General features: G+C 67.9%; 20 protein-coding genes. 12 read left to right on the plus strand and 8 right to left on the minus strand.

Going from position 1 to position 22,460, the window contains the following annotated elements:
- Window positions 1-8 precede the first annotated feature (8 nt).
- Window positions 9-1,301 (minus strand): MFS transporter, encoded by a 1,293-nt coding sequence (locus AB0P11_RS15580; RefSeq protein ID WP_363522863.1) that lies wholly within the window; start codon window positions 1,299-1,301, stop codon window positions 9-11.
- Between the two features lie 185 nt (window positions 1,302-1,486).
- On the opposite strand from AB0P11_RS15580, the gene rpsO reads away from it, so the two are divergent.
- The 3 genes from rpsO (at window position 1,487) to AB0P11_RS15595 (ending at window position 3,094) form a co-directional block, all read left to right on the plus strand.
- Window positions 1,487-1,756, plus strand: coding sequence for a 30S ribosomal protein S15 (rpsO, locus tag AB0P11_RS15585; RefSeq protein WP_017203073.1), 270 nt, complete (start codon window positions 1,487-1,489; stop codon window positions 1,754-1,756).
- Window positions 1,757-1,911: 155 nt separating this feature from the next.
- A complete protein-coding gene (locus tag AB0P11_RS15590; RefSeq protein ID WP_230100575.1) occupies window positions 1,912-2,772 on the plus strand; it encodes a hypothetical protein in 861 nt (286 codons plus the stop codon).
- Window positions 2,765-3,094 carry a transcriptional regulator gene (locus tag AB0P11_RS15595; protein WP_082586569.1) on the plus strand — a complete coding sequence of 110 codons (330 nt, stop codon included), beginning with the start codon at window positions 2,765-2,767 and terminating at the stop codon, window positions 3,092-3,094. Before AB0P11_RS15590 ends, AB0P11_RS15595 begins: the two co-directional genes overlap by 8 nt.
- A 6-nt stretch (window positions 3,095-3,100) precedes the next feature.
- Here the strand turns inward: AB0P11_RS15595 and AB0P11_RS15600 are convergent, their stop codons facing one another.
- Window positions 3,101-4,105, minus strand: coding sequence for a 2-oxoglutarate and iron-dependent oxygenase domain-containing protein (locus AB0P11_RS15600; protein ID WP_363522866.1), 1,005 nt, complete (start codon window positions 4,103-4,105; stop codon window positions 3,101-3,103).
- 155 nt (window positions 4,106-4,260) lie between these two features.
- On the opposite strand from AB0P11_RS15600, the gene efeU reads away from it, so the two are divergent.
- The 3 genes from efeU to efeB are packed head-to-tail and all read left to right on the plus strand — an operon-like array spanning window position 4,261 to window position 7,776.
- Window positions 4,261-5,211 carry an iron uptake transporter permease EfeU gene (gene efeU, locus AB0P11_RS15605; RefSeq protein WP_082297787.1) on the plus strand — a complete coding sequence of 317 codons (951 nt, stop codon included), beginning with the start codon at window positions 4,261-4,263 and terminating at the stop codon, window positions 5,209-5,211.
- Window positions 5,208-6,440 (plus strand): iron uptake system protein EfeO, encoded by a 1,233-nt coding sequence (efeO, locus tag AB0P11_RS15610; RefSeq protein ID WP_056278482.1) that lies wholly within the window; start codon window positions 5,208-5,210, stop codon window positions 6,438-6,440. Before efeU ends, efeO begins: the two co-directional genes overlap by 4 nt.
- Window positions 6,441-6,462: 22 nt before the next feature.
- Window positions 6,463-7,776, plus strand: coding sequence for an iron uptake transporter deferrochelatase/peroxidase subunit (efeB, locus tag AB0P11_RS15615; RefSeq protein ID WP_053095810.1), 1,314 nt, complete (start codon window positions 6,463-6,465; stop codon window positions 7,774-7,776).
- 13 nt (window positions 7,777-7,789) lie between these two features.
- Here efeB and AB0P11_RS15620 read toward each other — a convergent pair whose 3' ends face one another.
- A complete protein-coding gene (locus AB0P11_RS15620) occupies window positions 7,790-8,653 on the minus strand; it encodes a serine hydrolase (RefSeq protein WP_082586571.1) in 864 nt (287 codons plus the stop codon).
- Entirely contained in the window at window positions 8,650-9,807 is a 1,158-nt protein-coding gene (locus AB0P11_RS15625) for an acyltransferase family protein (RefSeq protein ID WP_363522870.1), read from the minus strand. Before AB0P11_RS15625 ends, AB0P11_RS15620 begins: the two co-directional genes overlap by 4 nt.
- A 109-nt stretch (window positions 9,808-9,916) precedes the next feature.
- Here AB0P11_RS15625 and AB0P11_RS15630 point away from each other — a divergent pair, with 109 nt between their 5' ends.
- The 3 genes from AB0P11_RS15630 to AB0P11_RS15640 all read left to right on the plus strand — a co-directional run bounded on the left by AB0P11_RS15630 (window position 9,917) and on the right by AB0P11_RS15640 (window position 13,219).
- Entirely contained in the window at window positions 9,917-11,140 is a 1,224-nt protein-coding gene (locus AB0P11_RS15630) for an LLM class flavin-dependent oxidoreductase (protein WP_056279032.1), read from the plus strand.
- Window position 11,141: 1 nt separating this feature from the next.
- On the plus strand, window positions 11,142-11,786 hold the full coding sequence (locus tag AB0P11_RS15635; RefSeq protein ID WP_053095813.1) for an FMN reductase: 645 nt from the start codon (window positions 11,142-11,144) through the stop codon (window positions 11,784-11,786).
- 80 nt (window positions 11,787-11,866) lie between these two features.
- Window positions 11,867-13,219: an FAD-binding protein gene (locus tag AB0P11_RS15640; RefSeq protein WP_363522872.1), complete on the plus strand. Its 1,353-nt coding sequence runs from the start codon at window positions 11,867-11,869 to the stop codon at window positions 13,217-13,219.
- A gap of 84 nt (window positions 13,220-13,303) precedes the next feature.
- Here the strand turns inward: AB0P11_RS15640 and AB0P11_RS15645 are convergent, their stop codons facing one another.
- Together AB0P11_RS15645 and AB0P11_RS15650 are read right to left on the minus strand one after the other, a co-directional pair.
- Complete coding sequence (locus tag AB0P11_RS15645; RefSeq protein ID WP_053095815.1) at window positions 13,304-14,002, minus strand: response regulator; 699 nt, start codon at window positions 14,000-14,002, stop codon at window positions 13,304-13,306.
- Window positions 13,999-15,270 (minus strand): ATP-binding protein, encoded by a 1,272-nt coding sequence (locus AB0P11_RS15650; RefSeq protein WP_363522874.1) that lies wholly within the window; start codon window positions 15,268-15,270, stop codon window positions 13,999-14,001. Before AB0P11_RS15650 ends, AB0P11_RS15645 begins: the two co-directional genes overlap by 4 nt.
- A 161-nt stretch (window positions 15,271-15,431) precedes the next feature.
- On the opposite strand from AB0P11_RS15650, the gene AB0P11_RS15655 reads away from it, so the two are divergent.
- Window positions 15,432-16,871, plus strand: a complete 1,440-nt coding sequence (locus tag AB0P11_RS15655; protein WP_072591145.1) for a cation:dicarboxylase symporter family transporter — start codon at window positions 15,432-15,434, stop codon at window positions 16,869-16,871.
- A 60-nt stretch (window positions 16,872-16,931) separates the two neighbouring features.
- On the opposite strand, the gene AB0P11_RS15660 is transcribed toward AB0P11_RS15655, so the two are convergent.
- Window positions 16,932-17,108, minus strand: a complete 177-nt coding sequence (locus AB0P11_RS15660) for a DUF5302 domain-containing protein (protein WP_091232420.1) — start codon at window positions 17,106-17,108, stop codon at window positions 16,932-16,934.
- Window positions 17,109-17,147: 39 nt separating this feature from the next.
- Window positions 17,148-17,720, minus strand: coding sequence for a VTT domain-containing protein (locus AB0P11_RS15665; RefSeq protein ID WP_363522877.1), 573 nt, complete (start codon window positions 17,718-17,720; stop codon window positions 17,148-17,150).
- A 154-nt stretch (window positions 17,721-17,874) separates the two neighbouring features.
- On the opposite strand from AB0P11_RS15665, the gene AB0P11_RS15670 reads away from it, so the two are divergent.
- Both AB0P11_RS15670 and AB0P11_RS15675 read left to right on the plus strand, forming a co-directional pair.
- Window positions 17,875-19,800 carry a GDSL-type esterase/lipase family protein gene (locus tag AB0P11_RS15670; RefSeq protein WP_363522879.1) on the plus strand — a complete coding sequence of 642 codons (1,926 nt, stop codon included), beginning with the start codon at window positions 17,875-17,877 and terminating at the stop codon, window positions 19,798-19,800.
- Between the two features lie 292 nt (window positions 19,801-20,092).
- Window positions 20,093-22,369: a polyribonucleotide nucleotidyltransferase gene (locus tag AB0P11_RS15675; protein WP_053095817.1), complete on the plus strand. Its 2,277-nt coding sequence runs from the start codon at window positions 20,093-20,095 to the stop codon at window positions 22,367-22,369.
- The last annotated feature ends 91 nt before the right edge of the window (window positions 22,370-22,460 follow it).

Here is a 22,460-nt window from a genome sequence, read left to right on the forward strand (position 1 = left end):
CCGGGCCCTCAGGGCTCGGGGTTCTCTGCGTCGTAGCCGCGGAATCCCGGGCTGCGCCGTGCGAGCAGGGCGACCAGGGTGATCACCAGCAATCCGCCCAGCAGCGGCGGGAACCACAGGGTCGTGAAGGTCGCGAGCGTGCCCGCGTAGAGGGCGCCGATCCGGGGGCCGCCGGCGACCACGATGATGAAGACCCCCTGCAGTCGACCGCGCATGGCGTCGGGCACGGCCGCCTGCATCATCGTGTTGCGATAGATCGAGCTGATGTTGTCGGATGCGCCGGAGAGCGCGAGCGCGATGCACGAGGCGATGATCAGCCCGACGTTCGGCGTCGCCTCGGTCGCCCCGGCAGAGACGGCTCCGATGACCAGGACCACGCCGAAGAGCAGGATGGACGCGCCATAGGCCTCGACCGCGCGCTCGATGCCGCGTCCGTGCCAGCGGTGCTGCACGACCCGACCGGAGAAGAGGCTCGATGCGAATGTGCCCGCGGCGACGGCTGCGGTGAGGATGCCGGTGGTCACCGCTCCGCCGCCCAGCAGAAGGGTGCCGAGTGCGGGGAAGAGCACGAGGGGCTGCCCGAATGTCATGGCGATGATGTCGACCACGAATTGCATCCGGATGTTGTTCGCGCGGCGCAGGAACCTCCACCCGTCCACGAGCGATGCGAACCCCGGCCGCACGATGTCCCCTTCCAGCCGCAGCGGAGGGAGACTCCACAGGCCGAGGAACATCGACAGCATCAGGATGACGTCGAGTGTGTAAGTCCACCCGTAGCCTGTCAGCGCGACGAGTATGCCGGCTACCGCGGGGCCGGCCATCACGGTGAGGCCGAACGCCACTCCGTTGAGCGCGGACGCGGCGGCCAGCTTGTCGCGGGGGATGAGCCGTGGCACGATCGCGGTCCGGGTGGCCATGCCGACCGAGTTCGCGGCGGAGTTGACGATGCTCAGCACATAGAGCCACCAGATCGTCTCCGCACCGGTCCAGGTGAGCGCGGCGAGCAACGCGGTAGAGGCGAAGGTCACCGTGGCCGCGACCAACGCCACGCGGCGGCGGTCGAACGCGTCCGCGAGCATCCCGCCGTAGAGGCCGGCGAGGATCATGGGGACGAGTCCGGCGACCGCGATCATCGATACCGCGAAGGTGCTTCCGGTGAGCGCGAACACGTGCAGCATCACCGTGACGATCGTCAGCTGCCCGCCGATCCCCGCGAGCACCGAGCCGATCCACATGCGTGCGAATGCAGGGCTGGCCCGCAGGGGGCTGAGATCGATCAGATGGCTGCGTGCAGCGCTCACGCCGCGTATCCGTCATGCATGATTCGAGAGTATCCGAGGTGCCGTCGGGCGGGCGTGGGCACGGTCGCCCAGCGGCATCGAGTCCTGGTAGACTCTTCAGGTTGCCGTTTGATCGGCCGCGGATAAAGAGAGCTCACGCATCAGGCGTCGGGCACCGCGCAACAAGCAGAGAGGGGATCGAATCTATGGCACTGGAAGCAGACGTCAAGAAGGCGATCATCGAAGAGTACGCGACGCACCCCGGTGACACCGGATCCCCCGAGGTGCAGGCCGCGATGCTGACGCAGCGCATCAAGGACCTCACGGAGCACCTGAAGGAGCACAAGCACGACCACCACTCGCGTCGTGGCCTGTTCCTGCTCGTGGGTCAGCGCCGTCGTCTGCTCGGCTACCTCCAGAGCGTCGACATCGAGCGTTACCGCTCGCTGATCGCGCGCCTGGGTCTCCGCCGATAACGCGGAGCGAGCCAGCGTACAATCGCGCAGAACATTCTTGAGAAGGCCGCCCCAGGTGTGGGGCGGCCTTCGTCATGTTCGGGGGTTGATCTCGTGCACGCTTTCCATTAGGAAAGTAGTGAGCTTTCCAGATGGAAAGCGAAGGGGGTCACGCGATGGAGCAGAAGCCGATCCAAGGGCACGAGGCGATCGCGCCGCCCAGTGCGGACGTCGCGCAGCGCTACCTCGACGAGGCGGATGCTGTGAAGCACCGGCGCGGGCGCGTAGTCGACCGGCGGGCGCTTGCGTGGCTGCAGATCGCCAATGCGGCCGTTACTGCGGTGTATCTCGTCGCTCTGGTTACGGCGATACGTGGTCACGGCGGCGTGACGCCGCAGGTCTTCGTCTTCAGTTTTCTCGTGTGGGGGCAGCTCTCCACAGGTATGGCTCAGCGGAGCGGAATGCAACTGCGCCTGACGTGGTCGCGCTGGCCCATTCTGCTGGCCGGCGGTGCTCTGACGGTCGTGGTGCTCGTCGTCTTCGGCTTCGCTGTCTTCTATCCCGGGTTCCCGGAGATCGGTGTGTGGATCCCGGCCGTCCTCATGCTGGTTGGATTCGGTGGCTACGGCGCAGTTCAGCTCGCTCTGGCATCGGGTGACCCGCGCCCCCCGCGGTCCATGCCGAAGCCGCTTCCACGGGCGATGCGGTGGGGAACCATCTGCGTGGGAGTCGCTCTCGGAGTGATGGCCATGCTCGGCTCCGCGCCAGACGGGGTGCTCGCGAGCACGCTCCTTCTGCTCGTCGTGCTCATGACCTTCGTCTGGCTCGTCGCCGCTCGCAGTGAGATGGGCCTTCCTGCGGTCGGCGCCTCGTGGCGCTGGCCGCACCAGCTCGCTTTCGCCGCTGCTGGCTGTGCACTGGCTCTGCTCGTCCTGCTCGACGGCGTTCCGATCGGCCTCGGATTCGTCGGTGGCCTGGGCATCATCGCGCTGTTCGTCGCCGTGTCGTTCGTCCCCGGACGTGATCTCCGTGACTGACACCCCATCGGTGCCGCACCCGCGGACCCGACTCGACGACAACTTCGCGTCGCCGATCCGCTTCTCGGTCCTCGCGTCGCTCGGTGACGGCATCGAGCTCGACTTCGCGACGCTGCGTGAGATCCTCCAGTGCGGCGACTCTCCGCTGAGCAAGGCCATCTCGCACCTTCAGGCCGCGGGGTACGTCGTCGCGCGCAAGGGAAGCCTCGGCAGTCGCCCTCGCACGTGGGTCCGTTCGACCGCAGCCGGCCGTGCAGCCTTCGACGGACACCTCCAGGCCCTGCGCGAGATCGTCGCGCTCGGAGGAGGCGCGGCGCTGTGACCCGGGTCAGGCGTTCGTGCCGACCAGGTCGGGGTGGTGGATCGCAGCCACGTCGGGGTGCGCACGCAGTCGCGACTTCATGGCGTTCTCGCCATAGGTGGCATGGATGGGGTTGCTCGGGTCCTCGGTGATGCCGGTCGCCGCCGCGGCGAGATCTGCGGGAAGCTCGAGAAGCGGCAGCTGCTGATCGAGCGCGGGGTTGAAGAAGAACGGGATGGAGATGCGCTCTTCGGGTGCCCGAGGGGAGATGACGCGGTGGTTGGTCGCCTTGAGGTAGCCGCCGGTCGCGTACTCCAGCAGCTCGCCGATGTTGACGACGAACGCGCCCGGGACGGACGGGGCTGACACCCACTCGCCGTCTCGTTCGACCTGCAGGCCGCCCTTGCCGGGCTCGACCCAGAGCAGGGTCAGCACTCCGGAGTCCTTGTGCGCTCCGACGCCCTGCTGCGGCTCGGGTTCGTGGGTGCCGGGGTAGCGGACGATCTTGATCAGCGTCGACGGATCCCGGAAGGGCTCGTCGAAGTACGACTCGTCCGCCCCGAGCGTGACGGCCCAGGCGCGCAGGAGCTTGCGGGCGACCTCGGTCAGCGTGTCGTGCCACTCGGTGATCACCGCTTTGAGCTCGGGCTGTGCGGCGGGCCACAGGTTCGGGCCGACGAGTCGATTGAAGGCCGGACCGCCCTCGACAGGCTCGCGCTCGGGGCCGATGTCGATCTGCTCGCGCCAATCGACCTTGCCCTGCGTCCGCTCGCCGCCGACCCGCGTGTACCCGCGGAAATGAGGACTCTTGACGTTCTCGATCGCGAGCTTCTCGTCGTCGGGCAGCGCGAAGAAATCGAGCGCCGCGCGGTGCAACCTCGCCTCCAGCTCGGGGGAGACGCCTGTGCCGGTGAGATAGAAGAAGCCCACGTCGTGCGTGGCCGCGCGAAGGTAGTCGCGGAACCGAGCAGCGGCTTCGGGACCGGCATCGAGCTGGGACAGGTCGAGGATGGGAAGCGAGAGATCAGCCATTCACCGAGCGTAGATCGGGTCTGGGCGAGTGCGGTTCAGTGTTGCGCCGAATTACCGAGAGGCGATCGCGTGCGTGCGAGGCCCGAGCGGAAGGGGTGCTAATGTCTCTGAAGTAAGGGATGCCTTACCTCAGTCTTTCCCAGAGAGTTCCCTCCGTGCTCGCCACTTTTCTCATCGGTCTTCGTGAAGGCCTCGAAGCCGCGATCGTCGTCGGCATCCTCGTCGCCTACCTGCGCAGGCTCGGTCGCGGTGACGCGTTGCCCAGGCTCTGGGCGGGGGTCGGCCTGGCGATCGCCCTCGCACTCGGCATCGGGGCCGTCCTGACCTTCGGTGCGTACTCGCTGACCTTCGAGGCTCAGGAGCTGATCGGCGGACTGCTGTCGCTGCTCGCGGTGGGCATGGTGACCTGGATGATCTTCTGGATGCAGAAGGCCGGGCGCACGATGAAGGCGACCCTCGAGGGCGGACTCGACCGCGCGCTCACACAGGGCGGCGTCTGGGCGCTGATCGCGATCGGCTTCGTCTCGGTGGCACGCGAAGGGATCGAGACGACTCTTCTGCTGTGGTCGATGGTGCAGTCCTTCGGCGATGCTCCGTCGGCGCTGCTCGGCGCGGTGCTCGGGCTTCTCGCCGCCGTGGTGATCGGCTGGGCGCTCGCCCGCGGCGCCGTCCGGCTCGACCTTCGCCGGTTCTTCACCTGGACCAGTGGGTTCCTCGTCATCGTCGCAGCCGGGGTGCTCGCCTACGCGATCATGGACCTCCAGGAGGCCGGCGCGTTGCCGGGACCGTTCACCGCGGCGGCACCGATCGACGCGGCCACCGGGGCGGTCGCTCTCGGCTGGGTGGCATTCCCCTTCGGCTGGGCCTTCGATGTCACGAACGTGATCGCGCCCGACAGTGCCTGGGCGACCATCCTGCAGGCGACCGTCGGCTTCATGCCACGGATGACGTGGCTCCAGGTCACGGCTTGGACCGTGTACATCGTCGTCGTCGGGCTCTTCTTCATCCGGGGGCTCCGGTCACGCCGGTCCGCCTCCCCACATGTGCAGACGTCCCCTGGCCGGGACACGTCGGCATCCACTCTCACCCAGCAAGGAGCAGCATGACCACCTCTCGCCGAATCCTCGGTGCCGTCGCCGCAGCAGGCGCGGCAGCACTCGTCCTCAGCGGGTGCGTCGCCAAGAGCGACGTCGCCGCGGGTGCATCCTTCGACGTCTCGTCGACCGACTCGGCGTGCGCCGTCTCGGCTGCGACCGCCAAGAGCGGCACACTCACGTTCGATGTGAAGAACGACAGCGCGCAGACCTCGGAGTTCTATCTGCTCGCAGAAGACGGCCTCCGCATCGTCGGCGAGGTCGAGAACATCGCGCCCTCAGCGTCGCGGACCCTCACGGTGGTGGCTCAGCCGGGGGAGTACTTCACGCTGTGCAAGCCGGGCATGATCGGCGAGGGGGTCGGCAAGTCCGCGTTCACCGTGACCGGCGACCGGGTCGCGGTCGACGGCGAGGATGCCGATCAGAAGCAGCAGGCCGTCGACCTCTACGCCGCCTTCGTCAAGGACCAGGTCGGTCAGCTGGTTCCGTCGGTCGACGAGTTCGTCACCGCCTATGAGTCCGGCGATGATGAGGCCGCGCGAGCGCTGTTCCCCCAGACGCGCGCGTTCTACGAGCGCATCGAGCCCGTCGCCGAAGCGCTAGGGACGCTCGACCCCCGCATCGACTACCGCGAGGTCGACGCTGTGGCGGAGGGCCTCGACTGGACGGGCTTCCACCGCATCGAGAAGGACCTCTGGGTGCCGGCGCAGGACGCCCTCAACGCCGACGGCGAGACGCCCGCATGGCAGGACTGGGCACCGTCGACGACGGAGGAGCGCGCCGAGTACGGCGACCAGCTGATCGCCGACGTGCAGGAGCTCTACGACTACGTGCACTCGGACGACTTCACCGCGGCTCTCGACGACCAGGGGATCGGCGGCATCTCGAACGGCGCGATCGCGCTGCTCGACGAAGTGGCGACGGGCAAGATCTCCGGCGAGGAGGACTGGTGGTCCGGCACCGACCTGTACGACTTCGCCGCGAACGTCGAGGGGTCGAAGATGGCATTCTCGCTCGTTCAGGATTTCGCCACGGCACAGGGGGATGAAGGCGCGGATCTCGTGACCGAGATCGAAGGCGGATACTCCGCTCTCGAGGAATCCCTCGCGGCGCACGGCTCGCTCTCCGACGGCTTCGTCGGCTACGCCGAGCTCACCGATGCGGACAAGCGCGAGTTCACCGATCTCATCAACGCCCTCGCAGAGCCGCTCTCGCAGCTCACCGGCACCGTCCTCGACTGATCCGACGGACACGGTCTCGCACATGAACGACAGCGCGAAGGACGCTGCAGCTGCCGACTCCCTCCCGGAGTCGGCGGCCGCGGCATCCTCGGCCACGGGTCTCAGCCGGCGCGGACTCCTCGGACTGGCACTCGGCGGCGGCGTCGCGTCCCTCGCCGTCGGAGTCGGCGCCGGACTGTCGGGGGGAGTCGCGCTCGGACGCGCGAGAGCAGAAGCGGACGCCCAGCGTGCGTACGACTTCTTCGGCGCCCATCAGGCGGGAATCACGACGCCCGTGCAGGAGCATCTGCATTTCGCCTCCTTCGACATGATGCCTCGCACCGACCGCGAAGACCTGGTCTCGCTGCTGCAGGATTGGACGTATGCCGCCTCGCGGATGACGCAGGGGCTCGAGGTGAGTGCCACCGGCGCTGTCGGGGGCGATGCGGAGGTGCCGCCGGATGACACGGGCGAGGCTCTCGGGCTGACGGCAGCCGGCCTCACGATCACGTTCGGCTTCGGCCCGACCCTGTTCGAGAACGACGAGGGCGACCGGTACGGCATCGCCTCCCTGCGTCCCGAGCGGCTCGAGAGGCTTCCCGCCTTCCTCGGCGACGATCTCGACCCGCAGACCTCGCACGGCGATCTCTGCATCCAGGCGTGCGCCGACGACCCCCAGGTCGCCGTGCACGCGATCCGCAACCTGAGCCGCATCGCCTTCGGTCGTGCCAAGCTGCGCTGGTCCCAGCTCGGGTTCGGCAAGACGTCCCGCACGACGTCGGCGCAGGCGACGCCCCGCAACCTGTTCGGCTTCAAGGACGGGACCGCGAACATCCTCGCCGATGACTCCGTCGCCCTCGACGAGAACGTGTGGCTCGGCCCCGATGACAGGCCCGAGTGGATGGTCGGCGGGTCGTACCTCGTGGCGCGCAAGATCGCGATGCGGATCGAGACCTGGGACCGCGTGCGGCTCTCCGAGCAGAACACCATCATCGGGCGCGACAAGGGCGAGGGCGCTCCGCTCTCCGGCGGCGACGAGTTCGCGGCGCCGGATTTCGGTACGTCGGCCATCGATCAGAACGCGCACGTGCGTCTCGCGCATCCGGACCAGAACGACGGCATCCGGATCCTGCGGCGAGGATTCAACTACGTCAACGGCAACAACGATCTCGGACGGCTGGACGCGGGGCTCTTCTTCCTGTCGTACCAGCGGGATCCCGCTCAGTTCGTCTCGCTGCAGCGCCGGCTGTCGACGGATCGGATGAACGAGTACGTCACGCACGTCGGGTCAGGGATCTGGGCGGTCCCCGGAGGCTCGAAGCCGGGCTCGTTCGTCGGCGCCGACCTCTTCGCCTGATGCCGGTCAAGGGTCAGGAGCGCAGCGTCTCCGCGACAAAGGTCGCGTAGGCATCCGCACCGAAATGGTCGTCGGCTGTGATCGTGACGACGGCATCCTCACCGAATATCAGCAGCTGTCCGTACGCCCCGTGCAGGCGCCACACCTGGCCCGGGCCGTCCCAGCCCGCGAGCGCATAGCGCTCGTAACCGGCATTCTCACCGGCGACCACCCAGTCGGAGTGCATCGCGTCGATGATCTCGGTCGGCACGAGTCGTCGGCCCTGCCATTCGCCACGGTCGCGGATCAGTCGACCGAGGCGTGCCACCTCCTCCGTGCGCAGTGCGATGCCGCCTCCCGCGACGATGCGTCCCTGCGGGCACCGCTCCCACTCGAGGTCGTCGAAGCCCAGAGGCGCGAGCAGCCGGGGGCGCAGATACTCGACGACGTCACCGGTCCGCGTGGCCAGGATCATCATCGCCGCGTACGTGCTGGCGTTGGAGTACTGGAAGACGTGACCGCGAGACGGGCGCGAGAGGAACTCTCGTGCGAGATCGGGCCAGTCCGTCATCATGGTCTCCGACCAGGCGAGATCGACTCCGCTCGACATCGAGAGCAGTCGTCGCAGCGTGAGGTGCTCGACGCCGTCTCCGAAGGCGAGGTCCGGCACGTACTCTGCGATCGGGGCATCGAGCGAGATGAGACCGTCGGCGGCAGCGATTCCGGCCGCGAGGACGCACACGCCCTTCGCAACCGAGTGGATCTCCTCGCGGACGTCGGCAGTCCACCGGTGCTCGGCGACGTCGTCACCCACGAGCACGTGGAGCCCGTGAGCCCCGAACCCCGACGAGTCCGCATGGTCCACGAGGCGGTCGCGGATCATCTCGGCTCTCGTCACTCCTTCAGGCTAGCCGCTGCGCCCTGACGGGGCCGACGAGAGCCGGTCGGGTCGCTGCGGTGGCCCTCGCGTCGAGCCAGCTCGTGGTCTCGGAAGAGCCAGGACGGGCGAGGCTCCACCAGCGGGCGGAAGAGCCAGCGCACGGGCTTGGTGGCGAGCGCGAGAGCCAGCACCACCGACAGCAGCGTCACGAGCGGCAGCCACAGCCACGTCGGGTCGAGGTCGCGCAGCACCCCGGTCTCGCGGAAGGGGTACAGCACGAACGAGTGGAGCAGGAACACGTACATCGTGTACTGGCCGAACTTCGTCCACCAGTAGGTTCCGCGGGGGATCAGAGCGAAGAAGGCGGCGCTCAGGATCACTGCCATCAGCATGAGTGCGACGCGCACACCGCCGGCCCACCACTGCTCTCCGCCGAGGTCCGCGTACGCGTCCTCGTAGAACAACCAGTGGCGCAGATCGAGCTCCTTCCAGACATCGATCCACCGCCAGGCCGAGAATCCTGCCGCGGCGAGGAGTACGACGCTGACGACGCGGATCCACCACGGGCGGATCTCGAGGAGGCGGAAGCGAGTGACGACGTCGCGTTCGCGCAGCCACCAGCCGAGTGCGAAGAAGGGCAGAAGGCCCAGGGTCCGCGAGAGCGAGAACGTGCTGTCGACGTTGGGCAGATAGCCCACGCCGATCGAGATGATGACGGTCCACAGCAGCGGCCACCGCAGCAGCGCGAGGTAGGGGAGGACGAGGCGGAAGATGCCGAGCGCCAGGAGGAACCAGAGGGTCCAGGACGGTTTGGTGAAGTTCGGGTCGGCCTGACCCTCGACCAGCCATTTCGTGAGGGTCCACAGGAACTCGAAGATCACGTAGGGCAGCAGGATGTCGGTGATCACCCTGGCCATCTGCACACGCGTCGGGGAACCGGACTTCGAGAAGTAGCCCGAGATGATCGCGAACGCCGGCATGTGGAAGGCGTAGAGGGCGAGATAGGCCGCGAGCGCGATGTCGGAGTCGTAGGTGAGGCGCTGGATCGCGTGGCCGAGCACCACGAGGACGATGCACGCATATCGCGCGTTGTCCCAGAACGGCACGCGCTTGCGGGGCTTCTGGACGGATCCGGTGGCGGGGTTCGTCAGGGCGGATCCGTCGCTGTGCATGCTCTGAGGCTACTCGGGGAATAAAGTTGCTCGCATCGCGTTGACTCAGATACATTCAAATGAATAGAACCGGATGCAGGGCACCCGATTCGGAGAAGACGGAGCAATCATGAGTGAGCAGGCAGGCGTCCCGGTGCAGTTCGGCATCATGTCGGTCAGCGACATCACCCGCGACCCGACCACCGGCGAGACGCCGAGTGAGCAGGAGCGGATCAAGGCGACCCTCGCGATCGCCAAGCACAGCGAGGAGGTCGGCCTCGACGTCTTCGCGATCGGCGAGCACCACAACCCTCCGTTCTGGTCCTCGAGCCCCACGACGTTCCTCGCCGCCCTCGCGGCTCAGACCGAGCGTCTGATCGTCTCGACGTCGACCACCCTGATCACGACCAACGACCCGGTGCGCATCGCCGAGGAATACGCGATGCTGCAGCACGTCTCGGACGGGCGCATGGACCTCATGCTCGGCCGCGGCAACACGGGTCCGGTGTACCCCTGGTTCGGTCAGGACATCCGTCAGGGGCTCCCGCTGGCGATCGAGAACTACGCCCTGCTGCACAAGCTGTGGCGTGAGGACGTCGTGAACTGGGAGGGCAAGTTCCGCACCCCGCTGCAGGGCTTCACCTCGACGCCTCGTCCCCTCGACGGAGTCGCGCCGTTCGTGTGGCACGGATCGATCCGCACCCCGGAGATCGCCGAGCAGGCCGCGTACTACGGCGACGGCTTCTTCGCGAACAACATCTTCTGGCCCAAGGAGCACTACCAGCGCCTGATCGAGCTGTACCGCCAGCGCTACGCGCACTATGGACACGGCACACCCGAACAGGCGATCGTCGGCCTCGGTGGCCAGGTGTTCATGGCGGCGAAGTCGCAGGATGCCGTGAATCAGTTCCGCCCCTACTTCGACAATGCCCCTGTGTACGGTCACGGACCGAGCATGGAGGACTTCACCGAGATGACCCCGCTGACGGTGGGCTCGCCTCAGCAGGTCATCGACCGCTACGCCGCCATGCGCGAGCACTACGGCGACTACCAGCGTCAGCTGTTCCTGATCGACCACGCGGGCCTTCCGCTGAAGACCGTCCTCGAGCAGCTGGACATCCTCGGTTCCGAGGTCGTGCCCGTCCTGCGCAAGGAGCTGGCGAAGGATCGTCCGGCCGGCGTGCCGGATGCTCCGACCCATGCCGCACGGGTGAGGGCCGAGTTCGGCGACGGACCGACGCGTCAGGCTCGTCCGGGTGCGAACCGCGGTGACAACCTGACGGGGGACTCGCCCTATCAGGACTCTCCCGCTCCGGCGGGAGCCGCGTTCGGACTCAGCCGGAAGGGGGCCTGAGATGACCACTCGTCGTATCGCCGTCGTGTCTGCCGGGCTCTCGAACCCGTCGTCCACGCGCATGCTCGCGGATCGCCTCGCGGCCGAGACCGTGAAGGCCCTCGCGGGGCACGACATCGAGGCGAGCGTCGACGTGATCGAGCTGCGCGACTACGCCCACGACATCACGAACAACCTGCTCACCGGATTCGCACCGCCCGCGCTCGAGACCGCGATCAACACAGTGGTGTCGGCGGACGCGCTCATCGCCGTCACGCCGATCTTCTCGACGAGCTACAACGGGCTCTTCAAGTCGTTCATCGACGTGCTCGATCCCGACGCGCTCACGGGCAAGCCGGTGCTGATCGGAGCGAACGCCGGCACGGCTCGGCACTCGCTCGCCATCGACTACGCCATCCGTCCGCTCTTCGCCTACCTGCATGCCGACGCCGTCTCGACCGGTGTGTTCGCGGCGTCGAGCGACTGGGGCGGGGGCGGCGACGACGTCGCGCCTCTGGCCAAGCGCGTCGAGAAGGGCGCTCGCGAGCTGGCTGAGGCGATCGCGAAGCGCGAGGTGGCTGCGGCCGCCGACCCGTACGACCCGGCGACGTATCTCGGAGAGGGCCGTTCGTTCGGCCACATGCTCGGCGGTCTCGCCGGCGAATGATCGATCCCCGGCACGACCGGGAATGAGCGCAGGGCCATGAGGCCGTAGACGATGTCCGAAGGGAGTCGTACGGTGACCTCATGGCCCTTCGCTCTGTGCTCGAATCCGCGCGGCATGCCCTGCGCGGTGCTCTCGTCCTCCCCGGCGACGAATCCTTCGACGCGGCGCGTCGTCCGTGGAACCTGGCGATCGAACAGCATCCGGCGGGCGTGGCCGCACCGACCGATCTGCGCGATCTGCGCGCTCTTCTCGACGCCGCGGGCGACGCGGGTGTGACGCTCGCGGTCCAGCCCACCGGGCACGGCGCCGGCGGAGACCTGGCCGACGCCGTCATCGTCCGAATGGCGGCCTTCGACGAGCTGTCGATCGACCTCGGTTCGGGGGTGGTCCGCATCGGCAGCGGAGTCCGCTGGGGCGCCGTCGTCGAGGCGCTCGAAGGAACGGGCTGGGTGGCTCCTGCCGGCACGAGCCCGGTCGTCGCCGTCGCGGGGTACACCCTGGGCGGCGGCCATTCCTGGTTCAGTCGCACAGCAGGACTCGGGTCGGACAACCTCAGGGCCGCGTGGGTGCTGCGGAGCGACGGGACCCATGATCGGGTCGACGACGAGAGCGACCCGGAGATGATGTGGGCGCTTCGCGGAGCGGGCGGCGTCGTCGGAATCGTGACGGCCCTCGAGATCGACCTGGTTCCCGCCCCGTCGCTGTGGGGAACCGAACTCACTTTCGACGCCGCAGACGCCGGGTCGGTGCTGCGGGCCGTCCGCGATCTGTCCGTAGAGGCCCCGGCATCGCTCAACGTGTTCGTGAATTCGATGCGTATGCCCGACGCTCCGCAGCTTCCCGAGGAGATCCGCGGACGCAGCTTCCTCAGCGTGCGGGCGCTGTCCACGGTCGGATCCGCCGATGAGCTGTTCGAGCGGGTGCGGCGAGCGGGCACGGTCCGTCGTGAGATGTCGGGGGCCACATCGCCGAAGACCGTCGCGGCGTCGAGCGGCGAACCCACCGAACCGACGCCGGGCAAAGGCGTGTCTGCTGCGCTCTCGTCGCTCGACGACGCGACGATCGACGATCTCTTGCGGTTCCGCGAGCTGCCGGATCAGTGGCCGATCATGGGCATCGACATCCGGATGCTCGGTGGCGCGCTGAACGATCCTCGACGCGCCGGATTCGCGACGCTTCAGGGCGTCGGCTGGCTGCTCCACGCCCTGGTGCCCGTCTTCCCCGGGGTGGCGAGCGAACCGGGGGAGGCGAGCATGGCGGGCTTCCGTGAGGTGCTGGCGCACGCGATCGCCCCGTGCACGGTCCCGACGTTCCTGGGTCCGGGTGAGACCCTCGAGCGCTGCGGTGACCCGACGGCGATCGATCGTCTTCGCGCCATCAGGGCCGCCGCCGACCCCGACTCGCTGATCCACGAGGGGCGGCTCCCGCGCTGACACCGGGCTGAGACCGGGCCGCATCCAGCGGAAAGGATCCGCGTCGTTCTAACGATCGGGACGGGCGGGGGTGCCGCGCCGGCATCATTCGTCTCCGTCGACGCGTCTCGTCCAGCGGTACTCCGTCTCCGGGCGTCCACGTGCGCCGTAGCGAGCGCTGCGCGTGATGATGCCCGAATCGGTGAGATGCTCCAGGTACCTCCGCACGGACACGCGTGACATCCCGAGTCGCGCGGCGGCCTCGCTCGCCGAGACCGCGGCGCTGGAGGAGCGCAGCTCTGTCGTCACCTTCTGCAGCGTCGCGGTCGACAGCCCTTTGGGAATCGGGATCGTCCCCGTCGTGCGCCCGAGAAGCGCATCGATCTCCGCCTGGGTCGCCTCTCCGGCCGTCGACCGTGCCTGCTCCCGATGGATGCGATACGCGGTGAGACGCTCGTGGAACACCGCGAAGGGGAACGGCTTGACGAGGTACTGGTAGACGCCGAGAGCTGCCATCTGCCGGACGGTGTCCGCATCGCGCACGCCGGTGATCGCGATCACATCGACGGCAGCGTGTCGGGAACGCAGCCCTCGGAGCACATCGATGCCGGAGCCGTCGGGCATCGTGATGTCGAGAAGGACCAGGTCGAACGGCTCGTCGTGCGGCTGATCGAGCACGGCGGTCAATGCGGCCCTGGCGCCGGTGCACTCGCCGCCCACGATGAAGCCGTCGATCCTCTCGAGGTACGAGCGGTGGAGCTCGAGTGTCAGAGCGTCGTCATCGACGATCAGCGTGCGGATCATGGGCTCCTGCGTCCTCTCGCCGGCGGGAGGGTGACGGTGAACGTGGTCGGATGAGCGGAGAGCTCCACAGTGCCGCCCACCCCGGCCACCACCGCGCGGACGAGAGCGAGCCCGACTCCGCGCCCGTGGTTGCTTGCAGGCTTGGTCGAGAAGCCCTGGGTGAAGACGCGCTCGCGCAGGTAGGAGGGTATGCCGTCCCCGCCGTCGGAGACCTCGAGGACGATTCCGCCGTTCTTCGAGGGGCGCAGCGAGACCCCCACCCAGCGCTCGGCGCCGGCGGCGGCGGCATCCATGGCGTTGTCGATCAGGTTGCCGAGCACGGCGACGCTGTCGACGGGGGAGAGGGGGGAGGCGGGAGTGTCCGGGTCGATTCTCACCCGCCAGTCGATCCCGCGCTCCCTGGCCTGCGACGCCTTGCCGAGAAGCAGGGCACCGACGGCGGGGTCGCCGGCCTGTCGTGCGGTGACCTGATCGACGAGCGACTGACTCTGGCGCGAGGTCTCGGTCAGGATGTCGATCGCCTCCTCGCTACGGCCGAGCTCGAGAAGCGCGACCGCCGTGTGCATGCGATTGCCGTGCTCGTGCGTCTGAGCGCGCAGCGCGTCGCCCAGAGTGCGCAGGGATTCGTATGACGACACGGCGTCCCTCACCTGACCCGGCGGCAGGTCTCCTGCGATACCGCGCGTGAACCGGCGAGCGATCCACGCGCCGAGCGCACCGAGAGCGATGAGGCCGACGGTGATGCCGAGTGACAGGGGGAGACGACGGATCAGGGTGTCGGAGATGGTCTCGGTCGTCACGCCGGCCGAGACCCAGCCCACCGGTTCGCCATCGGAGGCGAGTACCGGAACGATGGTTCGCACCGAGGGCCCGAGAGTGCCGGTGAACACCTCGGTGAAGGTTCGAGGCGTGTCGGGGATGGTGCCGAGGTATCTCGCCCCGATCTGCTCGATGTCAGGGTGGGTCACGCGGGTGCCGTCAGGCGTCATGATCGTCACGAAGTCGAGATCCGCGTCCGAGATCACATCGAGCGCATAGGGCTCGAGGGTCTGCGTGGCCGTTGCGGCATCGCCGGCCTCGAGGGTGTCGATCACGAGCGGTGACACGGCGAGAGTCACTGCTGTCGCCGCCGTGACGCGCTCGGCCTCGGCATGCGTGGCGCGTTGCGCATCGATCACGAGGAAGACGGCGACCAGAGCTCCCACGACGAGCGCGGCGACGAGGAGCACGGCGAACACCCGTGAAGCGATGCTGCGGGCAGGTCTCATCGCGTCCTTCCGATCGACGGTGATCGCGGAGTCCGGCATATCGGTAATGACCAATACGACCACAAATGGCTTTGCCGAGTGATGTCCGCGACGGTGAGCTTACCGAAGGCGAGGGCGCCCGAGGGCATGAGACGAAGACGTTCATGATCAAGGAGGAAAACATGGCCATCACGACAGGGTTCTCGCTTCCCGGATTCCATTGGCGGCGCGGCAAGCAGGCATGGGACAGGCACACGTGGCTGTACGTGTCGGTGATCATCGCCGTCGTGCTCGGAGCCGCGGTCGGCCTCATCTGGCCCGAGGTCGGACAGAGCCTCGAACCGATCGGCAAGGGCTTCGTCTCTCTCATCAAGATGATGATCGCGCCGATCATCTTCTGCACGATCGTGGTGGGCGTCGGCTCGATCGCCAAGGCAGCGACCGTCGGCAAGATCGGCGGACTCGCGCTGCTCTACTTCATGGTCATGTCGACGTTCGCGCTGGCGATCGGCCTGGTGGTCGGCAACATCATCCACCCCGGTGCGGGCCTCGATATGGCGAACTCCAGCTATGACGCGACAGCGACCGAGGCGAAGACCACCACGGAGTTCATCCTGGGCATCATCCCGACGACGTTCTTCTCCGCCTTCACGGGCGAGAGCGTGCTGCAGGTTCTGTTCATCGCGCTGCTCGTCGGGTTCGCGCTCCAGGGACTCGGCGAAAAGGGCGCCCCGATCATGGATGCGGTCAAGAACCTCCAGAAGCTGGTCTTCCGCATCCTGGGCATGATCTTGTGGCTTGCACCGCTCGGCGCGTTCGGAGCCATCGCCGCGGTCGTCGGCAAGACGGGCATCGCCGCGATCTGGAGCCTCGGCGTGCTGATGGTCGCGTTCTACATCACCTGCATCCTGTTCATCGTGGTCGTGCTCGGAACCCTGCTCTTCGCCGTCACCCGGGTCAACATCTTCAGCCTGGTGAAGTACCTCGCCCGCGAGTACCTGCTGATCGTCGGCACCTCGTCATCTGAGTCCGCCCTTCCGCGTCTGATCGCGAAGATGGAGCACATCGGGGTATCCAAGCCCGTCGTCGGCATCACGGTCCCCACCGGGTACTCGTTCAACCTCGACGGCACGGCGATCTACCTCACGATGGCGTCGCTCTTCATCGCGACCGGCATGGGGCAGCCGATGACGATCGGTGAGCAGATCGGCTTGCTCGTCTTCATGATCATCGCCAGCAAGGGTGCCGCAGGTGTCACCGGAGCCGGACTCGCCACTCTCGCCGGCGGGCTGCAGGCTTACCGTCCCGACCTGGTCGACGGCGTCGGCGTGATCGTGGGCATCGACCGGTTCATGTCGGAGGGACGGGCCCTGACGAACTTCACCGGCAACGCGGTGGCGACGCTGCTCATCGGCACCTGGACGCGCCAGATCGATCGCGAACGCGTGCAGCAGGTGCTGAGCGGCGCGCTGCCGTTCGAGGAGTCCTCGCTCGACGGCGTGGACGATCACGGCATGGCGGACGAGCGCACGGCCGTGGACATCCAGGGCCTCAAGGAATCCGCGCTCGACGAGATGGCGGCGAAGGAGGAGCGGGCACGGGCGCGCGCGGCGCGAAGCTGAGCTGCCTGCTGAGAAGAGGGATGCGGGAGTCGACGGCAGTCGGCTCCCGCATCCGTGTGGTCAACCGCTCTTGCGTCGGAACTCGCGCCGCGTCTGCGGGGCGGGCGCGCCATGGACGGCGGAGTCGCCATCCAGGTGGGCCTCGCCCTGCCGGTGGTGCGCGTTCTTCTTCTCGAGCGCTTCCTTGAACTTGCGCTTCATCTCCTCGCTGGAGGAGGCGCCTTCTTCGGTGCTCATGCTCGCCAGCCTAGGGCACGCATCTGAGGCATGGGTGGATCAGTTCCGTGCTCGGCGCGACACGACATCGATCGCGGCGCCGAGCCCGACGGCGACGATGACGGACACGAGGACAGCGACCAGAGGGCCTCCCGGAAGCAGCACGGCGACGATGGCGCCCACGGATGCCTGGTAGGCGGACCACCCGAACGCCGCGATCGTCACGAGCGGCAGATACCGAGCCGGCGGGATCCGCGAGCCCCCTGCCATGAGGTTGATCGCCAGTCGAGCGAAAGGGACGAAGCGCGCGGTGAAGAGCACGGTGGCGGTTCCGCCTTCCAGACGCAGCCGCGCCCAGGTGAGCGCTCGGCGCACTCGGGGCGTGCGCATCCAGCGCCACCTGTCGATGCCCACGCTGCGACCCACGAGATAGCAGGTGACGTCTCCGGCGACCGCGGCGATGCCCGCCCACAGGATCACACACCACAGCGGAGGATCGCCGGTCGTCGATGCGACGGCGCCGAGCGCGGTCACCGCGATCTCTCCCGGAACCACCACGAAGAACGAGTCGCCCAGCACGAGCAGGCTCATGACCACCAGAGCCCAGGGGCCGTCGAGCAGTTCAGTGGACACGTTCCCACCGTGGTCGTCGGAGGTGAACGGGAACCAACGCCGGGATAGCCGGTGAAGAGCCGTCCAGCATCCGGTGAACTTCTGGTGCTCCGACCCGATTCGCGCCTCGGGTGGGAGTCGAGCGCTGCATCCTGAGGACGTGAGAGTCGCGATCGTGACAGAGTCCTTCCTTCCGCACATGAACGGTGTCACCGGATCCGTCCTGCAGATCCTCAGTCACCTCGAACGTGCTGGCCATGATGCGCATGTGATCGCGCCCGATGGGACCGGCATCCCCGGGGAGGTGCACGGAGCCGCTGTGGAGGCGGTCCCCAGCCTCGCGCTGCCGGGGTACCGCAGTGTGCGCGTGGGGACCCCGCCTGCACGTCAGGTCGCGGCATCGCTGCGACGCTTCCGCCCCGATGTCGTCCACCTGGCTTCGCCCTTCGCCCTCGGATGGCGAGGCGCGCTCGCCGCAGAGCACATCGGCGTCGCCGCCGTCGCCGCGTACCAGACCGATGTCGCGGCATACACGCAGAGGTATCGCATCCCTGTGGCGACCGGTGTCGCCGAATCGCACATCGCGCGGCTCCATCGGCGCGCGACCATCACGCTCGCGCCGTCGCCCGACTCGGCGCAGCAGCTCGCGCAGCTCGGTGTGGATCGCATCCGTCTGTGGGGGAGAGGCGTGGATGCCGAGCGGTTCCAGCCGGCCCGCCGGAGCGCGACACTGCGCGCGGAGTGGGCGAGCGAGGTCGTGATCGGCTACGTGGGCAGGCTCGCACCCGAGAAGCAGGTGGAAGACCTGGCAGTGCTGCAGACGATCCCCGGTGCGCGCCTCGTGATCGTGGGCGACGGACCGAGCAGGCCTCGACTCGAGTCCCTGATGCCCGGTGCGTGCTTCCTCGGGCACCTCGAAGGCGACGCGCTCGCAGCAGCCATCGCATCCTTCGACGTGTTCGTGCACCCGGGAGAGAGCGAGACCTTCGGACAGACCCTCCAGGAGGCCCACGCCAGCGGGGTGCCCGTCGTCGCCACCGGTCGCGGCGGCCCCCTCGGCCTCGTCCGGATGGGAATCGACGGATGGCTCTACCGTCCCGGCGATCTCGGCGACCTGCGGATGCGCGTGGTCGACCTCACCGGCGACGGCCGCAAACGCCGGGCGTTCGGCGCAGCGGGACGCGAGGCCGTGCAGGGTCGCAGCTGGGCGAACGTCTGTTCTCAGCTGATGGGGCATTACGAGGAGGCCCGAGAGCTCAGGATGATCGATGAGGGAGCGCGCGCTCGCCGCCTGACGCGGCCGGAGCCCATCGCCCCGGTGCAAGCGCGCACCTGGCGGCGTTACGTGGCGCTGGGGGACTCGCTCACGGAAGGCCTGTGCGATCCGGCACCGGATGGTGCGCTCCGTGGATGGGCCGACCGGCTCGCCCTGCTGCTCGCCGCACGCGGAGGTCTCCGGTATGCGAACCTCGCCGTCCGGTCGAAGCGTGTGCGTGATGTGTGCGGCACCCAGCTCGATCGAGCGCTCGAACTGCAGCCGGACCTCGTGTCCATCCTGATCGGCGCCAACGATCTGGTTAAGTCGACGGTCGACGTGCCCGCGCTCGCCGCGGAGCTCGAGGGCGCGGTCACCCGGCTCCGCGACATCGGGGCCGACGTGCTGCTCGTCACGCCGTTCCTGCCCCGACGGAGAGCGGCCGGGATCTACACCAGGAGGTTCGCGGCATTCGCCACGGCACTGTCCGGCATCGCGGCGCGGACGAGCGCGATCCTGATCGACACCGACCTGTACCCGTCGCTTCCGGATCGCCCGAACTGGGGGGAGGACCTCGTCCACCTCAGCAGTCGTGGTCACAGATTCCTCGCGTATCGCGCGGGCGAGGTCCTCTCGGTGCCGCACGCCGACGCACTGGGGGTGCTCGATGCCGCGCTGCATGAGAACGAGCAGATCGGCGCGGGACTGTGGTGGCGCCGCCATGCGCTGCCCTGGGTGTGGCGACGACTGCACGGTCGGGCGGCCGGCGATGGCCGGGTCGCGAAGCACGACGACTACGTCTATCTCGGACGATCGAGCGCTCCGCAGGACGTCAAGGTCCACTGAACGAACCCGCCGCGGACGGAAACGGAGGACATCCAAGGGCGCGCTGATAGGCTGGAGGAGGTCGACGTGTGTCGACCGCACAATTTCATATCGACTCATGGAGCGATCGGCGGAGAGCTGGTCCCCTGTGGTGGGTTCCTCGGCGCGACGTCGGGTGGCTTTCTACTGGTGGCCAGCGTAGGTGAGATTCGCGGGGATGCCCGCGCGCCCGTATCCGGCTGAATCCGCTCCTTCATGAATGCGCTCGCGCGTCACACGGACTCGCGAGTCTAAACAAAGAAGGAGAGACCTCTTGGAAGGTCCTGAAATCACCGCCACCGAGGCCGTTCTCGACAACGGCCGCTTCGGCACCCGCACCATCCGCTTCGAGACCGGCCGCCTCGCGCAGCAGGCTCAGGGCGCAGTCGCCGCGTACCTCGACGGCGAGACCATGCTCCTCTCGGCCACCAGCGCAGGCAAGCACCCGCGCGAAGGCTTCGACTTCTTCCCGCTGACGGTCGACGTCGAAGAGCGTTCGTACGCAGCAGGCAAGATCCCCGGCTCGTTCTTCCGTCGTGAGGGACGTCCCTCGACCGAGGCGATCCTCGTCTGCCGTCTGATCGACCGTCCGCTGCGTCCGTCGTTCGTCGACGGCCTGCGCAACGAGGTCCAGATCGTCATCACCGTCCTGTCGATCGCCCCGGGCGAGTTCTACGACGCCCTCGCGATCAACGCGGCTTCCGCGTCGACGCAGATCTCGGGTCTCCCGTTCTCGGGTCCCGTCGCCGGTGTGCGCCTCGCGTTCATCCCCGGCCACGGCGAGCACGCGGACCAGTGGGTCGCGTTCCCGACGGCTGAGCAGGTCAGCGAGGCCGTGTTCGACCTGATCGTCGCCGGTCGCGTCGTCACCAAGTCCGACGGCACCGAAGATGTCGCGATCATGATGGTCGAGGCTGAGGCCACCGAGGGCAGCTGGAACCTCATCAAGGCCGGCGCCACCAAGCCCGACGAGGCTGTCGTCGCGCAGGGCCTCGAGGCATCGAAGCCCTTCATCGCTCAGCTCGTCAAGGCTCAGGCCGAGCTCGCCGCCAGCGCGTCGAAGGAGCCGGGTGTGTACCCGGTCTTCCCGCCGTACTCCAGCGAGGTCTACGACTTCGTGGCCGAGCGCTCCTACGACGACCTGGTGAACGTCTACCAGATCGCCGACAAGCAGGAGCGTCAGGGCAAGGACGACGAGGTCAAGGACCGCGTCAGGGCGCAGCTCATCGAAGCGGTCGAAGCAGGCAACCTGCCCGCTGGAGCCCCGATCGAGTTCTCCGCAGCGTACAAGTCCGTCACGAAGAAGATCGTCCGCGGCCGCATCCTCACCGAGAGCGTGCGCATGGACGGCCGCGGCCTGGCCGACATCCGTCCGCTCGACGCCGAGGTCCAGGTCATCCCGCGCGTTCACGGCTCCGCGATCTTCCAGCGCGGCGAGACCCAGATCATGGGAATCACCACGCTGAACATGCTCAAGATGGAGCAGCAGATCGACTCGCTGTCGCCGACCACGAGCAAGCGCTACATGCACCACTACAACTTCCCGCCCTACTCGACCGGTGAGACCGGCCGGGTCGGTTCGCCGAAGCGTCGCGAGATCGGGCACGGCTTCCTCGCCGAGCGCGCGCTCGTGCCGGTGCTGCCCAGCCGCGAGGAGTTCCCCTACGCGATCCGTCAGGTCTCCGAGGCGCTGAGCTCCAACGGCTCGACGTCGATGGGTTCCGTCTGCGCGTCGACCCTGTCGCTGCTGAACGCGGGTGTGCCTCTGCGCGCAGCCGTCGCCGGCATCGCGATGGGACTCGTCTCCGATGAGGTCGACGGAGAGACGCGCTACGCGGCCCTCACCGACATCCTCGGCGCAGAGGACGCACTGGGCGATATGGACTTCAAGGTCGCCGGTACCAGCGAGTTCGTCACGGCCATCCAGCTCGACACGAAGCTCGACGGCATCCCGTCGTCGGTGCTCGCCGGCGCGCTGACCCAGGCTCGCGACGCCCGTCTGACCATCCTCAACGTGCTGAACGCCGCGATCGACGCTCCCGACGAGATGGCGCCGACCGCGCCGCGCGTCATCAGCGTGCAGATCCCGGTCGACAAGATCGGTGAGCTGATCGGCCCGAAGGGCAAGACGATCAACGCGATCCAGGACGAGACCGGCGCGCAGATCTCCATCGAGGAGGACGGCACCGTCTACATCGGCGCGACCGACGGCCCCTCGGCCGAGGCTGCCCGTGCCCAGGTCAACGCGATCGCGAACCCGACCAACCCGGAGGTGGGAGAGCAGTTCCTCGGAACCGTCGTGAAGATCGCGACGTTCGGTGCGTTCGTCTCGCTGCTGCCCGGCAAGGACGGCCTGCTGCACGTCACCGAGGTGCGCAAGCTCGCCGGTGGCAAGCGCGTCGAGAACGTCGACGACGTCCTGTCCGTCGGCCAGAAGATCCTCGTGAAGATCACGAAGATCGACGACCGCGGCAAGCTGTCGCTCGAGCCCGTGCTCGACGACGCCCCCGCAGCGGACGCAGCTCCTGCTGACGAGGCCGCTGCCGAGTAATCGCCAGCGCTTCGACACGAGGCCCGGGCTGTCCACACGGACGGTCCGGGCTTCGTCGTATCCGATGTGATCAAACCGTTATGGGAAGTTC

Source organism: Microbacterium sp. NPDC079176 (assembly GCF_040686675.1).
Taxonomy (GTDB): Bacteria; Actinomycetota; Actinomycetes; order Actinomycetales; family Microbacteriaceae; genus Microbacterium.

Bases quoted from the DNA above. Each gene is read 5' to 3' on its own strand.
- rpsO (WP_017203073.1), top strand. From the start codon at position 1,487: ATGGCACTGGAAGCAGACGTCAAGAAGGCGATCATCGAAGAGTACGCG.
- AB0P11_RS15590 (WP_230100575.1), top strand. From the start codon at position 1,912: ATGGAGCAGAAGCCGATCCAAGGGCACGAGGCGATCGCGCCGCCCAGT.
- AB0P11_RS15600 (WP_363522866.1), bottom strand. From the start codon at position 4,105: ATGGCTGATCTCTCGCTTCCCATCCTCGACCTGTCCCAGCTCGATGCC.
- efeO (WP_056278482.1), top strand. From the start codon at position 5,208: ATGACCACCTCTCGCCGAATCCTCGGTGCCGTCGCCGCAGCAGGCGCG.
- efeB (WP_053095810.1), top strand. From the start codon at position 6,463: ATGAACGACAGCGCGAAGGACGCTGCAGCTGCCGACTCCCTCCCGGAG.
- AB0P11_RS15625 (WP_363522870.1), bottom strand. From the start codon at position 9,807: ATGCACAGCGACGGATCCGCCCTGACGAACCCCGCCACCGGATCCGTC.
- AB0P11_RS15630 (WP_056279032.1), top strand. From the start codon at position 9,917: ATGAGTGAGCAGGCAGGCGTCCCGGTGCAGTTCGGCATCATGTCGGTC.
- AB0P11_RS15635 (WP_053095813.1), top strand. From the start codon at position 11,142: ATGACCACTCGTCGTATCGCCGTCGTGTCTGCCGGGCTCTCGAACCCG.
- AB0P11_RS15640 (WP_363522872.1), top strand. From the start codon at position 11,867: ATGGCCCTTCGCTCTGTGCTCGAATCCGCGCGGCATGCCCTGCGCGGT.
- AB0P11_RS15645 (WP_053095815.1), bottom strand. From the start codon at position 14,002: ATGATCCGCACGCTGATCGTCGATGACGACGCTCTGACACTCGAGCTC.
- AB0P11_RS15650 (WP_363522874.1), bottom strand. From the start codon at position 15,270: ATGAGACCTGCCCGCAGCATCGCTTCACGGGTGTTCGCCGTGCTCCTC.
- AB0P11_RS15655 (WP_072591145.1), top strand. From the start codon at position 15,432: ATGGCCATCACGACAGGGTTCTCGCTTCCCGGATTCCATTGGCGGCGC.
- AB0P11_RS15660 (WP_091232420.1), bottom strand. From the start codon at position 17,108: ATGAGCACCGAAGAAGGCGCCTCCTCCAGCGAGGAGATGAAGCGCAAG.